The organism is Salinarimonas soli (genome assembly GCF_008386575.1).
GTDB classification, from domain to species: Bacteria; Pseudomonadota; Alphaproteobacteria; order Rhizobiales; family Beijerinckiaceae; genus Salinarimonas_A; species Salinarimonas_A soli.
The window spans coordinates 190,650-204,340 of record NZ_VUOA01000005.1 but is presented as its reverse complement, the minus strand read 5'-3'; the positions used below and the strand labels follow the sequence as shown (position 1 = coordinate 204,340).

The window sequence follows — 13,691 nt, the reverse complement described above, 5'->3', positions numbered from 1 at the left end:
CGCCTCAATTCGATGCTCCGCGTTAAGGTGGCGCTTACCTTCGTCGACGACGTTCCTCCTCCCGCATCCAGGGAGAAATGATCGTGTCTGACGAAATCGGCATTGCCGGAAACCGCGTCCGCTCCTTCGTGGAGCGCGTCGAGCAGCTCGAGCAGGAGATCGCCGAGCTGAACGAGCAGAAGAAGGAGGTGTTCTCCGAGGCCAAGGGCGAGGGCTACGACGTCAAGATCCTCAAGGAGATCATCAAGCTGCGCAAGCAGGACCAAGAGGAGCGCGACGAGCACGAGACCCTTCTCGACGTCTACATGCGCGCCATGGACGCCGCTCCCGAAGCAGCTCCGGTGGCCGAGGCCGCCTGAAGACCGCCTGCAGATCTTGCGCCGATCCGGATCCTCCGGATCGGCCTCACGCGACAGGCTTCACGAGCGTGAACACCCCGTAGCGCATCGCACCGGTCCGGTAGGCGGCGACGAGCCGCGCGAGCGTGACGGCAAAGACCCTGTTCTGCGACTCGCGGCTCAGAAGAAAGCGCCTGTAGGCGGGGTCGGACGCCACCTTGGCCAGAACCCTCCGCGCGCAAATGGTCCAGGTCCGCCGAACGTCGCGCGAGATGTCCGCAAACCCCTCGACCACGAACCCGGCGCCAGCCGCCAGAGCGCGGTACTCCCCCTCGGTGCCCATGCCCGACATGCGTCCCTCGCGGCAGATCGGCTCGAGCAGATGCCGCATCTCCCACGGCGAGGCCGCCTCACGGGCAAGCCACGCACAGACGCAAAGCCGACCGCCGGGTCGCAGCACCCGCAGCGCTTCGGCGAAGAAGCGGGCCTTGTCGGCCATGTGCTCGGAGCTCTCGATGGCATAAGCCGCGTCGAAAGCCCCCTCCGGCAGCTCGTTCACCATCCAGTCGCGACAGGCGAAGGTGAGCCGGCCGTCGGCTTGCGCGAGCTGCGCCGCATGCCCGGCCTGCACCCGCGACAGGGTCAAGCCGGTGACAGAGACATCATGCACCCGGGCGAGATGGGCGGCGGCCGCCCCATAGCCGCAACCGATGTCGCAGACGCGATCGCCCTTTTCCACCCTGAGTTCGCGTGCGACGAGCTCGACGAGGGCGTCCGTCGCTTCCTCGGGCGTCTCGCGCCCGGTGGTCCAATAGCCATGATGGACGTGCCGGCCCCAGATCTCGCGGTAGAACGGATCGAGCTCGTCGTAATGGGCCGCGACGGCCGCGGGGCTCTGGGTTTCCTTGGGGACGATCATCGTGACGGCGCCTGTGAGACCCACAGAGGCATCATGGGCAGGCCCGCGCGTCAACGGCGCGCGCGGGCTCAGTCGGGGATTTCGTCGATATGGCGGGGCTCGACCCGTGGCCTGGCGTTCATCTCGGCCCGCAGGGCGGCGATCGCGCCATAGGCCTTCATCCGCCCGCGCATGAGGGAGCCCAGCGGCCGATGGGCCGCAAGGCCGTGGGCCGGCGTGAAGGACAGCGCGTCGTCCATGAAGGCGCGCCGGGCCGGGCTATAGGCGTCCTGCCGCGGGAAGACGATCCGCGCCACGGGGAGGAACGGGCTTTCCGATTCGGGCCATTCCACCGACGCGTCCTCGATCAGCATCGTCTCGGCATTCGTGCGCAGCTGCACCCGCAGCTCGTATTCGGCCCCATGCTCCTCGAAGAACCCCACGACCGCCTTCTTCAGCGCGGAATACTCGAATTTCGGATCGATGCGCGTGCCAGCCAACGCTTCGAGAGGCGGGCATGCCGGAAACAGGCCGAGCTTCGCCACGTAGCGCCCGTGGCGAAGGGGCGCATGGCTGAAATAGGTCTCCCCCAGCGGATGGGTGTGGGGGTGCCCGAAGAAGTCGAGGAGCGAGCTATCGGAGCCGACGAGATGGAGGGCGCCGTTGGCGGCGAAACCGAGAGCGGTGCCAGCCTTCTTGGCGCCCTCCGGCTGGTTCACGATACCCTCGAGAAAGCGCTGGACGTCGAGAAAGCCCTTGAGGTCGGCTACGGCGAAGCGCTTGCCCGAGCTGAGCAGGATGTCCTGGGTCACCTGGCCCTCGTGCCCGGCCAGCATCTCACCGTCGACCCCGATCACCTTGAGCGCGAAGCCGCGCGGGGTATGGACGCTGTCACCCATGAGCTCGCCGGGCTCGGTGGAGATGCGCGCCGCCACCGGATAGGTGCGAGCGGCCGCGAACAGGCCCTGAGCCAGAGGCTCGGGCAAGTCGTCGAGCACCCGGAGCGTGCCCTTCAGCAGCCCGTGGCTCTTGCCGTGGGACGGGCGCACGGCATGGCGATAACGGTCGTCGAGGACGCGGCTCACGGACGAGAGCGACGCGATGATCTCGTCGATCAGCTCGCTCTCCCCCGCCGGGATCGTCTCGACGTCGTCGGCATAGGGGAGGTACGCCGGATCGGCGTCGGACATGGCGGGCTGGCTGAGCGAAGCGGCTGACCGGGTCATCAACTCTCGAATGTAGGGCACCGGACTGGGGCATGGACGTAACGCGCGGACCCAGCGCGCGCGCCTGCGGCAGTCCGTCGCCCGGGCTGCCGCAAACCGGATCGTCGGCGTGGCGGTTACCCCCGGGCAACCCAAGGATCCGGATCAGCCCGATGCAGCAACCGCGTTACGAGCCGTCCAGGCAACCCCCCGCCCGCCCGCCGGCAAACGGCGCCGGCACCGACGAGCACGAGAGCTTCCTCTCGCGGCTCGGGCCCGAGCAAGGGAGCCGTGAGCACCCGATCCGCGGCCTGCCGAGCACCGCGGCCATCGTGGGCCATCCCATCCACCCGATGCTCATCCCGTTTCCGATCACGTTCCTCACCGCGGCCGTCGCGACCGACGTGGCGGCCCGGACGACGGAGGATCCATTCTGGGCCCGCACCTCGAGCTGGATGCTCGGCGCCGGGATCGTGACGGGGCTCCTGGCCGGCGCCGTCGGGGCGATCGACTACTACACGATCCGACGGGCCCGCGAGAAAAGCGTCGGAAAGCTCCACGCCTACGGCAATCCGCTCGCGATCGCTCTTGCGGCCGCAAACCTCGCCATGCGCCGCAACCGCCGCCCGGGTGACTTGCCCGGCTCGGGCGAGATCGCCCTCTCGCTCGCGACCGCCGCCGTGCTTGGCGTGACGGGCTGGGCGGGAGCCGAGCTGTCCTACCGGCACATGGTGGGAGTCGCGGGTCATGGCGACCAGCACACCGAGGAAGAGAAGCGCTACGTGCCCTGACGGGCGACCCGCGTCACACGTCGTGTCCCTCGCGCCGGATATCCCGCTCCGGATCGCGAGGGTGCGCACGCACGGAGCCGCTCGATGAAACCAGAGAACCGCACGAACACCCTCATGATCGTGGGATTTGCCGGCGCCGTCCTGGCCCTGGGAGCCCTCATCACGGTCATGCTCGTCTTCGGCTGAGCCGCCTCACGTCCCGCGTTCCTCCATCGCCTTGAGCAACGCCCCGACGCACGACCGCGGGCGCTCCGCAGGGGAGCCGCGGGGCGCAAGGAAGGAAGTGCGAGCGGATGGCGGTCGCCGACGAGTTCTATCCGCGCGACCGGTCCGGGTACCCGCCGGCGTTGACGCCCAATTATCATTCCAGGGTCCCGCTGGCACCTCGGGTGCCGCTCTCCACGCTTCACGCGTCCCTGCCCGAGGTGACAGGACCAGCCTTCCAGCCCGACGAGCTTGGGCCCCTCGATGACGACCTCATCAAGAACTACGCGGGCGATAGCGACCCGATCGGCGAGCACATCATCGTGCACGGCCGCGTCGCCGATGAGATCGGACGCGCCCTACCGCGATGTCCTCGTCGAGCTGTGGCAGGCCAACACTGCAGGCCGCTACGCTCACGCGGCGGACCGGCAGACGCACAAGGATACCGATTCCAGTTTCCGCGGCTTCGGCCGCGCCGGGACGGACTTCGCCACGGGGCTTTATGCCTTCGAGACGATCAAGCCGGGTCCCGTGGCGGCTCGTGCGGGCCATCCGCCGATGGCGCTGCACGTGAATCTCTGGCTCGTGGCGCGAGGCATCAATGTCGGGCTCTCAACCCGGATGTACTTCGCCCCCAGGGAGGCGGCGAACGCCGCGGATCCGGGTTCTGGCCCTGATCGAGCCCATGCGCCGGCCGATCTTGATAGCTCTGCGCGAGATGCGCGACGGCGTGCCCGGCTACGTCTTCGACATCCGCCTCAGGGCGAGAACGAGACCGTGTTCTTCGACGTGTACGGGCGGACGAGAGAATCGTGCCTTCGGGCAAACCAGCCTGTCGTCGTGGCGTTGGATGTCGGTCACATGGAGGGACGAGAATGGCTCACCCCGCGCTCACATCCGGATCCGTCGCCGTCGTCACCGGCGGAGCGTCCGGTATCGGCCTTGCGGCGGCGCGCCGCTTCGCAGGGCTGGGCCTGCATGTCTGCCTTGCCGACCTCGGGGCCGAGCGTTTGAGGCATGCGGCCGAGACCGTGGCCGCCGAGATAGGGGCGGGCGAGGTGATGACGGCCGAAACGGACGTGTCGCGGATCGACGACCTGCGCCGCCTGGAAGCTCAGGTGCGCGAGCGCTTCGGCGGCACGGACGTGCTTATGAACAATGCCGGCATCCAGCCGGGCAGCGCCATCTTCGGCCCGGGCGATAACTGGGAGCGGATCCTCGGGGTGAATCTCTGGGGCGTCATCCATGGCTGCCAGGCCTTCGTGCCGGTGATGATCGAGCGGGGGCGGCCGGGCCTCGTGATCAACACCGGCTCGAAGCAGGGGATCACGACGCCGCCCGGCGATCCGGCCTACAACGTCTCGAAGGCCGGCGTGAAGGCCTACACGGAAGCGCTCCAGCACGACCTGCGGAACCAGCCCGGCTCCCGGCTGAGCGCCCACCTCCTCATCCCCGGCTTCGTCTTCACCGAGCTCACTGCCCGGGGCCGCTCCGAGAAGCCGGACGCTGCGTGGACGCCCGAGCAGACGGTCGACTTCATGCTCCGAAGGCTTGAGGCCGGCGACTTCTACATTCTCTGCCCGGACAACGATGTGCCGCGTTCCCTCGACGAGCGGCGCATCCAGTGGGCCGCGGGAGACATCGTGGAGAACCGGCCGGCGCTGTCGCGCTGGCATCCCGATCACGCGGAGGCGTTCGCGACCTTCGTGAAGGACACCTAGTGCAAGCGCCGCAGGACCTTGACCCGCGATGGCTTGGCGCCAAGTCCCCTCCCCGTCCTCCCGCGAGGTGACCCATGCGCAACCCGATCGCTGACGAGCCCGGCCCGGGCCAGGAGAGCGTCTGGGATTATCCCCGTCCGCCGCTCCTCGAGCCCGTGACGGAGCGGTTGCGCGTGGTGCTCGACGGCGCCGTGATCGCCGACACGACGCGCGGACACCGGGTGCTCGAGACGAGCCACCCGCCCGTCTACTATTTCCCGCCTGAGGACATCCTGCCCGGCGCGGTCGAGCCCGTGCCGGGCTCCAGCTTCTGCGAGTGGAAAGGGGTGGCAGTCTATTTCGACGTCGTCGGGTCCGCGCAGCGGGTCGGGCGAGGCGCCTGGACCTACCGCTCTCCCACACCCGGGTTCCGCGCCATCGCCGGCCACGTCGCGTTCTATGCCGGACCAATGGACGGCTGCTTCGTCGACGAGGAGCGGGTGATCCCGCAGCCTGGCGGGTTCTATGGCGGCTGGATCACCTCCCGCGTCGTGGGGCCTTTCAAGGGACAGCTTGGGCGGCTAAGCTCCGGGGGCTGACGCGAGAAGAGCCCGTCGACAGGGCTCCCGCCGCCGGAGGGAAACGCATGATCACCAGAATGTCGCTTGCCGCCGCGGGCCTCGCGCTCGCGGCCCTCGCCTCGTCGCCGTCCCGCGCCCAGGACGCCTGCTCCAACCGGGGCCAGCTCGACACCAGCTATTGCGACGAGAACAACGACCTCGTCGCCGACGTGCCGAAGGATCCCAAGCGCTGGCGCGATCCCTCGACCCTGGTCTGGGCCTATACGCCCGTCGAGGATCCGGCGGTCTACGCGAACATCTTCAAGCCGTTCACGGAGCATCTCCAGTCCTGCGTCGGCAAGCGCATCGTCTACTACCCGGTCCAGTCGAATTCGGCCGAGATCGAGGCGATGCGGTCTGGGCGCCTGCACTTCGCGGGCTTCTCGACGGGGCCGACCGGCTTCGCCGTGAACCTCGCCGGCGCCGTGCCGTTCGCCGCCAAGGGTCTCGGCACCGAGGTGCGAGGCTACAACCTGATCGCGATCGTCAAGGCGTCGAGCCCCTTCAAGACGCTTACCGACCTGAAGGGCAAGAAGGTGGCCCATACCTCGCCGTCGTCGAACTCGGGCAACCTCGCGCCGCGCGTCCTCTTCCCGGACCAGGGCCTCGTGACCGACACCGACTACAAGCCGCTGATGTCCGGCGGGCATGACAAGTCGGTGCTCGGCGTCGCGTCGGGCGACTACGACATGGCTGCGGTGGCGTCGGACGTCTACGACCGCATGGTGACCCGCGCTACCGTGAAGGGCGACGACTTCCGCATCATCTACAAGAGTCCCGTCTTCCCGACCTCGTCCTTCGCGCATGCGCACGACCTGAAGCCCGAGCTCGCGGCGAAGCTTCGCGACTGCTTCTTCTCGTTCCGGTTCACGCCCGAGATGACGAAGGAGTTCAACGGGGACGATCGCTTCCTGCCCATCACCTACAAGGATACTTGGGCCGTGGTGCGCGACGTCGCGGAGAAGTCCGGCACGCCTTACAACAAGGCCGCGTACGACGCCGAGTCCCGCCGCGAGGCGGAAGCCGCGGCAAAGAAGGCGCAGCAGGCCCCGGCGGCGGCGCCCAAGCCTTGAGCCGGCGCCCGAACGGCGAGGCATGCCCGTGACCAGCCATCCGCACCCGGCGCCCACCGAGGCGGGAGCCCTGCCGGGCTCCCTGCTCATCCGCAACCTTCGCAAGGAATATCGCGCGGGTCAGCCCGTCCTGAAGGACATCTCGCTTGCCGTCGAGGGCCGCGGCATCACGGCGATCATCGGCCCCTCGGGAACGGGCAAGTCGACCCTAATCCGTTGCATCAACCGGCTCGTCGACCCCACGTCGGGCGAGATCTGGTTCGGCGGCAGCGACCTGGCCCGTCTGCGGGGCAGGTCGCTGCGCATGGCCCGCCGACGCATCGGGATGGTGTTCCAGGAGTACAATCTCGTGGAGCGCCTGAGCGTGATCGAGAACGTCCTGTGCGGGCGTTTAGGCTACGTGCCGGCTTGGCGCGCCTTCCTGCGGCGGTTTCCGGATTCGGATGTCGAGCGAGCCTTCGCGCTCCTCGACGCGGTCGGGCTCGGCGCCGATTTCGCGACGCGCCGGGCCGACCAGCTCTCCGGCGGCCAGCGTCAGCGCGTCGGCATCGCCCGTGCCGTGATGCAGGACCCCGCGCTCGTACTCGCCGACGAACCAACCTCCTCCCTCGACCCGAAGACCTCCGTCGAGATCATGGAGCTGATGGCGGCCCTCTCGGCCGGGGGCGGCACGCCCATCGTGATCAACATCCACAACGTCGATCTCGCCCGGCGCTTCGCCCAGCGGGTCATCGGGATGTCCCGGGGCGAGGTGGTGTTCGACGGGCCCCCCGACGCGCTCGAAGACCGCCATCTCACCGACATCTATGGCGGCGAAGGGTGGCTCTCGTGAGGGGGCTCGCGACGTCGGGGGGGCTGCGCGCCAAGGCCTTTCCGGCCCGCTGGCCCGTGCGCCTCGCCTGGATCGGGCTGGCGCTCTACTCGGTCTATGCCGCCTCGATCCTCGACGTGACCTGGCCGCGCTTCGTCCAGGGACTCGATAACGGCGCGCGCTTCCTCGGCCGGATGTTCCCGCCGAACATCGCGCCCGACAAGCTCGCCCTCCTTCAGACGGGGATGCTGGAAAGCATCCAGATCGCCGTGCTCTCCACGTTCTTCGGGGTCCTCCTGTCGCTGCCGCTCGGCCTGCTTGCCGCACGCAACCTCATGCCGGGCTGGGTGTCGTGGAGTGCGCGGGGCCTCATCGCCGTGCTGCGCTCGTTCCACAGCGTCATCGTCGCGATCCTGTTCGTGAAGGCGGTCGGGTTCGGCGCGCTCGCCGGGATCATGGCGCTCATCGTCAGCACGATGGGCTTCGTCTCGAAGCTGTTCGCGGACGCCGTCGAGGAGATGTCGATGAAGCAGGTCGAGGCGGTCAGGGCCACGGGTGCGTCGTTCATGAGCGTGCTCGCCATGGGCGTGCTCCCGCAGGTGATGGCACGCTTCATCGGCTTCTCGACCTACCAGCTCGACTCTAATCTGCGGAACTCAACGATGGTGGGATTGGTGGGCGGCGGAGGCATCGGGGCGACGCTGTTCACGGCCTACCAACGCTTCGACTACGACTTCGTCCTCACCATCCTGCTCGCGATCATCGGGCTCATCATGGTGGCCGAGGTCGGGGCAGGACGCCTGCGGAGGATCTTTCAGTGAGCGAGGCCGCGCTCTCGGGTCCCTCGCGCCGCTGGGTCCGGTTCACGCCCGTCGAGCGCGGGGCCCGCGCGCTGGTCTACGTGCTCACGGCCGTCGCGGTGATCTGGTCCCTGCGGACGATCGAGATCATCCCGGAGTTCTTGTATGACGCGCCCGAGCAGACGGCCGATCTCTTCGTGCGGATGTGGCCCTTCGACTGGGCTTTCTACCCCAAGGCCGTCCATGCGGCGCTGATCGAAACCCTGCATACGGCGACGCTCGGCACGCTTCTGGCGCTCGTCCTCGCGATCCCGTTCTCGTTCCTTGCCGCCCGCAACTTCACCCGTTCGGGGCCGCTGAACTGGATTGCGCAATTTGTGTTCGTCTCGTCCCGCTCGGTGAACTCGCTCATCTGGGCGCTGCTCTTCGTCGCGATCTTCGGCCCCGGGCCCCTGGCCGGCACGCTCGCGATCGCGTTCCGCTCCATCGGTTTCGTGGGCAAGCTGTTCGGCGAGGCGCTGGAGGAGGCGCAGCAGGGACCGATCGAGGCGCTGACCGCCGCCGGGGCGCCGCGCTCGATGATCCTCGTGAAGGGCTATTGGCCTCAGGTCGAACCGGCCTTCTGGTCCGTCGCTCTCCTGCGCTGGGACATCAACATCCGCGAATCCGCGGTGCTGGGCCTCGTGGGCGCAGGCGGCATCGGGGTCGCCCTCGATGCCGCGCTGAACAACCTCTACTGGGATCAGGTCGGCCTCATCCTGGCGGTGATCTTCGCCGTGGTGATCGCGACCGAGTTCGTCACGTCCTTCATCCGGTCCCGCATCCTCTAAGGCCGCGCGGCCATCCCGCTTACGCAGACGAGAGCGCCCATCGACGTCCGCGATGCGCTCGTGCTACGCACGGGAACCGCCGAGGCGGCGGGAGTGGCTGTGGCTGGGCGTGAACGTCGGCCGATCCAGCCTCGCACCAGGGCGCGCTGAAAGGTCTTGTCGCGGCCCTCACCGCCGCCGATCTCGTGAGTGGAGGCCCCTTTGCACATCGAGCATCTTGCGCTCTGGACGCGCGACCTGGACCGCCTGCGGGCGTTCTACGAGGCGTATTTCGGAGCGACGCCAAACGATCGCTATCGGAGCAACCGCCGCCCCTTCGAATCCTACTTCCTGACCTTCGCAACCGGCGCGCGCCTCGAGCTGATGCGCCTCGAGGGGCTGGACGAGGAACGCTCGGAGCACGCGCTGGGCTACGCGCATCTAGCGCTTGCCACGGGCTCCCGCGAGGCGGTCGACGCGCTCATCGCGCGCCTGCGCGCGGACGGGCACCGCATCCTGTCCGAGCCCCGGACCACCGGGGACGGCTATTACGAGGGCGTCGTGGCCGATCCGGACGGCAACGAGATCGAGATCACGATCTGAGCGATCAGGCCCGGGCCGGCTCCTGAACGCGGACAGCATGAGCGAGATTTCCATGGCACTCCCCTCCCCGCTCCAGGGCCGGCTGTCGCTCCCGGTGATCGGCTCGCCGCTCTTCATCATCTCGAACCCGGACCTCGTCATCGCCCAGTGCCGGGCGGGCATCGTCGGCTCGTTCCCGAGCCTCAACGCGCGGCCACTGGCGCAGCTGGAGGCATGGCTCACGCGCCTCACGACGGAGCTCGGGGACGGCGATGCGCCCTTCGCGGTCAACCTCATCGTTCACCGCTCCAACGACCGCCTGATGGACGACCTGGCGCTTTGCGTGCGGTACCGGGTCCCGGTCGTGATCACCTCCCTCGGCGCCCGGGAGGACGTGAATCAGGCGATCCACTCCTATGGCGGCATCGTCCTCCACGACGTGATCAACGACCGCTTCGCGCGCAAGGCCATCGAGAAGGGCGCGGACGGGCTGATCCTCGTCGCGGCGGGCGCGGGCGGGCACGCCGGCACCCTGTCGCCTTTCGCGCTGGTGCAGGAGGTGCGCCAATGGTTCGGCGGGCCCGTGGCCCTGTCGGGCTCCATTGCGACAGGCGACGCGGTGCTCGCCGCGCAGGCGATGGGTGCGGATCTCGCCTATATGGGCTCGGCGTTCATCGCCACGCACGAGGCGCGGGCTGATGCCCGCTACAAGCAGATGATCGTGGACTCGCGCGCCGAGGACATCGTCTACTCGAACCTCTTCACGGGCGTGCACGGCAATTATCTCAAGCCCAGCATCCTGGCCGCCGGTCTCGACCCGGACGCGCTTCCCGCCTCCGACCCCTCGAAGATGGATTTCGGCTCCACCCGCGAGGCGAAGGCCTGGCGCGACATCTGGGGCTGCGGCCAGGGCATCGGCGCGGTGAAGGATATCGTGCCCGCGGCCGACCTCATCGCCCGGCTCGCCCGCGAATACGACGCGGCGCGGGCGCGCCTCCTCGGGGTCCCCGCGCCTATCCGCTCGGCTGCGGAATAGGCCTATCGACCGAAGCGCTCGTCGTAGTCGAGCACCGCGTTGAGGAGCACCTGAGCCCCGGCCGAGCACTCGTCGAAGGTTGTGCTCTCGGCCTCGTTGTGGCTCAAGCCCCCCGCGCAAGGCACGAAGATCATCGTGGTCGGGGCGACCCGGGCGATATAGGCTGCGTCGTGGCCCGCGCCGGACACGATGTCCCGCGTCGGTAGGCCCATCCGCTCGGTGGCGGCGCGCACCGACGCGATGCAGTCGGGGTCGAAGCGAACGGCGGGTGAGTCCCAGGTCTTGCGGAACGAGACCTCCAGCCCGATCTCGGCGGCGATGGCCGGCACGGCCTCACTGAGTTCCCGCTCCATCGCGTCGAGCACCGCGTCGTCGGGATGGCGCATGTCGACGCAGAAGAAGACGTGGCCCGGGATCACGTTGCGCGAGTTCGGCTTCACCTCGAGCAGGCCCACGGTCGCGACGGCGAGAGGCGCATGCGCCAGAGCGATCGCGTTCACGCGCTCGACGACGCGACTCGCGCCGAGCAGCGCGTTGGCGCGCAGATGCATCGGCGTCGAGCCCGTATGGGCCTCGCGACCCGTGAGATCGACCTCGTACCAGCGCATGCCCTGCACGCCGGTGACCACGCCGACGGTCTTGCCCTCCGCCTCCAGGATAGGCCCCTGCTCGATGTGGAGCTCGAACATGGCGCCGAACGTTACCGCTCCCGGCGCGACGTCGCCGCGATAGCCGATGCCCTCGATGGCGTCCGCGAAGCGCACACCCTGACGGTCCTCGCGGCTGTCGGCGAAAGCGCGGTCGAACACGCCCGCATAGACGCCGGAGCCCAGCATCGCGGGCGCGAAGCGCGAGCCCTCCTCGTTGGTCCAGTTCACGAGCATGAGGGGCGCGTTCGTCTCGTAGCCGAGATCGTGCAGCGTGCGCATGACCTCCAGTCCGCCGATCACGCCGAGGATGCCGTCGAACTTGCCACCCGTGGGCTGGGTGTCGAGATGGCTGCCGATGGCGATAGGCGCCACGTCGGCACGCTTGCCGGGACGGGTCGCGAACATGTTGCCCACCTCGTCCACCGTGACGGTGCAGCCCAGCGCGTCGCATTGCGCGCGAAACCAGTCGCGCACCTCGCGGTCGAGGTCGGTGAGCGTCAGGCGGCAGATGCCGCCCTTCGCCGTCCCGCCGATGCGGGCGGTCTCCATGAGGGTATCCCAGAGGCGCTGCGGGTTGATGGTGAGGTTCTGCATGGAGCTCGCCCTCCGATCAGCGCGCGACCGCCTGCGGGGCGGTGCGGGCCTTCCACAGGCGTTGCGCCTCGGCGAAGGCGGGGAGCGGGCGGCGCGCGACGAAGCGGCCCTGGCCGCGCTCCGCCACCACCTTGCCGTTCTCGGCGGCGAGCCGGCCGCGCAGGAAGACCCGCACCGGCAGGCCGGTGAGCTCGACGCCTTCGAACACGTTGTACTCGATGCGGCTCACCTGCGTCTTGGCGGAGACCGTCTTGGTGGCCTTCGGGTCCCAGATCACGATGTCGGCGTCCGCGCCCGGCATGATCACGCCCTTCTGCGGATACATGTTGAGGATGCGGGCGGAGTTCGCGGAAGTGACCGCGACGAACTCGTTCGGGGTCAGCCGCCCGGTGTTGACGCCGGCGCTCCACAGCACCGGCATGCGGTCCTCCAACCCTCCGGTCCCGTTGGGGATCAGGCGGAAGTCGTTCAGGCCCGTGCGCTTCTGCTCCATGGTGAAGGAGCAATGGTCGGTCGCCACCACCTGCAGCGAGCCGGCCTGCAGGCCGGCCCAGAGGCTGTCCTGGTGGAACTTCGGCCGGAAGGGCGGCGACATCACCCGCTGCGCCGCGTGCTCCCAGCTCTGGTTGAGGTAGTCGGTCTCGTCGAGGACGAGATGCTGGATCAGCGGCTCGCCGAAGACGCGCTTGCCCTCGGCACGGGCCCGGGCGATCGCCTCGTGCGCCTGGCGCGAGGAGGTGTGGACGACGTAGAGAGGGCAGCCCGCCATGTCGGCGATCATGATCGCGCGGGTCGCGGCCTCGCCCTCGACCTCGGGCGGACGGGAATAGGCGTGGAACTCGGGGCCCGTCTTGCCCGCCGCGATGAAGTTCTCCTGCATCTGCGCCACGACGTCGCCGTTCTCGGCGTGAACGAGGGCCGTGGCGCCGAGCTCGGCGCAGCGCTTGAAGGAGCGGAAGAGGACGTCGTCGTCCACCATCAGGGCACCCTTGTAGGCCATGAAGTGCTTGAAGGTGTTCACCCCATGGGTGTTCACGATCTCGCCCATCTCGGCCGACACCTGGTCGGACCACCACGTCACGGCGAGGTGGTAGGAGTAGTCGCCAGCGGCTTTCTCGGATTTCGCCCGCCAGGCGCGGTAGGCCTCGACGAGGGATTCGCCCGGACCCGGGATGCAGAAATCGACGATGGTCGTCGTTCCGCCCGAGATGGCGGCTTTCGTGCCCCACTCGAAGTCGTCCGCTGAGACGCTGCCCATGAAGAGCAGCTCCATATGGGTATGCGGATCGATGCCGCCCGGCATCACGAGGGCGCCCCCGGCATCGACGATCTCGGCGCCGGCGGGCGCCTCCAGCCCCTCCCCCACGGCCACGATGCGCTCGCCCTCGACGAGAACGTCGGCGCGGCGGCTCAGATCGGCGTTCACGACGGTCCCGCCGCGGATGAGAACGGCCATGGTCGTCTCCCTTGGTTGTTGTTCCCCTCCCCCTTGTGGGGAGGGGTTAGGCGTGGGGGTCGTAATGTCGGAGCTGGCGGGCAGGTCGGGAGCACGCACGGCCGTTACAGCCAGGTTCTGGACC

At 68.6% G+C, this 13,691-nt stretch carries 14 protein-coding genes and 1 pseudogene; 11 read left to right on the top strand and 4 right to left on the bottom strand.

Going from position 1 to position 13,691, the window contains the following annotated elements:
* Positions 1 to 83: 83 nt before the first annotated feature.
* Positions 84 to 359, top strand: coding sequence for a DUF2312 domain-containing protein (locus tag F0L46_RS02290; protein ID WP_240539818.1), 276 nt, complete (start codon positions 84 to 86; stop codon positions 357 to 359).
* Between the two features lie 46 nt (positions 360 to 405).
* On the opposite strand, the gene F0L46_RS02285 is transcribed toward F0L46_RS02290, so the two are convergent.
* Positions 406 to 1,257 (bottom strand): class I SAM-dependent methyltransferase, encoded by an 852-nt coding sequence (locus tag F0L46_RS02285; RefSeq protein ID WP_149815400.1) that lies wholly within the window; start codon positions 1,255 to 1,257, stop codon positions 406 to 408.
* Positions 1,258 to 1,325: 68 nt separating this feature from the next.
* Complete coding sequence (locus tag F0L46_RS02280; RefSeq protein ID WP_149815399.1) at positions 1,326 to 2,462, bottom strand: catalase family protein; 1,137 nt, start codon at positions 2,460 to 2,462, stop codon at positions 1,326 to 1,328.
* A 152-nt stretch (positions 2,463 to 2,614) separates the two neighbouring features.
* On the opposite strand from F0L46_RS02280, the gene F0L46_RS02275 reads away from it, so the two are divergent.
* The 10 genes and pseudogenes from F0L46_RS02275 to F0L46_RS02230 all read left to right on the top strand — a co-directional run bounded on the left by F0L46_RS02275 (position 2,615) and on the right by F0L46_RS02230 (position 10,867).
* Positions 2,615 to 3,232: a DUF2231 domain-containing protein gene (locus tag F0L46_RS02275; RefSeq protein WP_240539817.1), complete on the top strand. Its 618-nt coding sequence runs from the start codon at positions 2,615 to 2,617 to the stop codon at positions 3,230 to 3,232.
* Between the two features lie 468 nt (positions 3,233 to 3,700).
* Positions 3,701 to 3,925 (top strand): annotated as a pseudogene (locus tag F0L46_RS27140) (hypothetical protein); the annotation flags it as partial.
* 386 nt (positions 3,926 to 4,311) lie between these two features.
* Positions 4,312 to 5,157 (top strand): SDR family NAD(P)-dependent oxidoreductase, encoded by an 846-nt coding sequence (locus F0L46_RS02265; RefSeq protein ID WP_149815398.1) that lies wholly within the window; start codon positions 4,312 to 4,314, stop codon positions 5,155 to 5,157.
* Between the two features lie 74 nt (positions 5,158 to 5,231).
* Positions 5,232 to 5,735 (top strand): DUF427 domain-containing protein, encoded by a 504-nt coding sequence (locus F0L46_RS02260; protein ID WP_149815397.1) that lies wholly within the window; start codon positions 5,232 to 5,234, stop codon positions 5,733 to 5,735.
* Positions 5,736 to 5,794: 59 nt separating this feature from the next.
* Positions 5,795 to 6,829, top strand: a complete 1,035-nt coding sequence (phnD, locus tag F0L46_RS02255; RefSeq protein ID WP_149815440.1) for a phosphate/phosphite/phosphonate ABC transporter substrate-binding protein — start codon at positions 5,795 to 5,797, stop codon at positions 6,827 to 6,829.
* Positions 6,830 to 6,857: 28 nt separating this feature from the next.
* Positions 6,858 to 7,661, top strand: coding sequence for a phosphonate ABC transporter ATP-binding protein (gene phnC / locus F0L46_RS02250; protein WP_240539815.1), 804 nt, complete (start codon positions 6,858 to 6,860; stop codon positions 7,659 to 7,661).
* On the top strand, positions 7,658 to 8,461 hold the full coding sequence (gene phnE, locus F0L46_RS02245; RefSeq protein ID WP_188311819.1) for a phosphonate ABC transporter, permease protein PhnE: 804 nt from the start codon (positions 7,658 to 7,660) through the stop codon (positions 8,459 to 8,461). Before phnC ends, phnE (F0L46_RS02245) begins: the two co-directional genes overlap by 4 nt.
* Entirely contained in the window at positions 8,458 to 9,270 is an 813-nt protein-coding gene (gene phnE, locus F0L46_RS02240) for a phosphonate ABC transporter, permease protein PhnE (RefSeq protein WP_149815394.1), read from the top strand. Before phnE (F0L46_RS02245) ends, phnE (F0L46_RS02240) begins: the two co-directional genes overlap by 4 nt.
* A 201-nt stretch (positions 9,271 to 9,471) precedes the next feature.
* A complete protein-coding gene (locus F0L46_RS02235) occupies positions 9,472 to 9,852 on the top strand; it encodes a VOC family protein (protein ID WP_149815393.1) in 381 nt (126 codons plus the stop codon).
* Between the two features lie 52 nt (positions 9,853 to 9,904).
* A complete protein-coding gene (locus tag F0L46_RS02230; protein WP_149815392.1) occupies positions 9,905 to 10,867 on the top strand; it encodes an NAD(P)H-dependent flavin oxidoreductase in 963 nt (320 codons plus the stop codon).
* 2 nt (positions 10,868 to 10,869) lie between these two features.
* Here the strand turns inward: F0L46_RS02230 and F0L46_RS02225 are convergent, their stop codons facing one another.
* Together F0L46_RS02225 and hydA are read right to left on the bottom strand one after the other, a co-directional pair.
* Positions 10,870 to 12,111 (bottom strand): Zn-dependent hydrolase, encoded by a 1,242-nt coding sequence (locus tag F0L46_RS02225; RefSeq protein WP_149815391.1) that lies wholly within the window; start codon positions 12,109 to 12,111, stop codon positions 10,870 to 10,872.
* A gap of 16 nt (positions 12,112 to 12,127) precedes the next feature.
* A complete protein-coding gene (hydA, locus tag F0L46_RS02220) occupies positions 12,128 to 13,567 on the bottom strand; it encodes a dihydropyrimidinase (protein ID WP_149815390.1) in 1,440 nt (479 codons plus the stop codon).
* Positions 13,568 to 13,691 lie beyond the last annotated feature (124 nt).

What these genes read in the sequence shown, in the direction of transcription:
- F0L46_RS02265 (WP_149815398.1), top strand. Translation starts at nt 4,312, where the DNA reads ATGGCTCACCCCGCGCTCACATCCGGATCCGTCGCCGTCGTCACCGGC.
- F0L46_RS02260 (WP_149815397.1), top strand. Translation starts at nt 5,232, where the DNA reads ATGCGCAACCCGATCGCTGACGAGCCCGGCCCGGGCCAGGAGAGCGTC.
- F0L46_RS02280 (WP_149815399.1), bottom strand. Translation starts at nt 2,462, where the DNA reads ATGACCCGGTCAGCCGCTTCGCTCAGCCAGCCCGCCATGTCCGACGCC.
- phnD (WP_149815440.1), top strand. Translation starts at nt 5,795, where the DNA reads ATGTCGCTTGCCGCCGCGGGCCTCGCGCTCGCGGCCCTCGCCTCGTCG.
- F0L46_RS02275 (WP_240539817.1), top strand. Translation starts at nt 2,615, where the DNA reads ATGCAGCAACCGCGTTACGAGCCGTCCAGGCAACCCCCCGCCCGCCCG.
- hydA (WP_149815390.1), bottom strand. Translation starts at nt 13,567, where the DNA reads ATGGCCGTTCTCATCCGCGGCGGGACCGTCGTGAACGCCGATCTGAGC.
- F0L46_RS02225 (WP_149815391.1), bottom strand. Translation starts at nt 12,111, where the DNA reads ATGCAGAACCTCACCATCAACCCGCAGCGCCTCTGGGATACCCTCATG.
- F0L46_RS02230 (WP_149815392.1), top strand. Translation starts at nt 9,905, where the DNA reads ATGGCACTCCCCTCCCCGCTCCAGGGCCGGCTGTCGCTCCCGGTGATC.
- F0L46_RS02285 (WP_149815400.1), bottom strand. Translation starts at nt 1,257, where the DNA reads ATGATCGTCCCCAAGGAAACCCAGAGCCCCGCGGCCGTCGCGGCCCAT.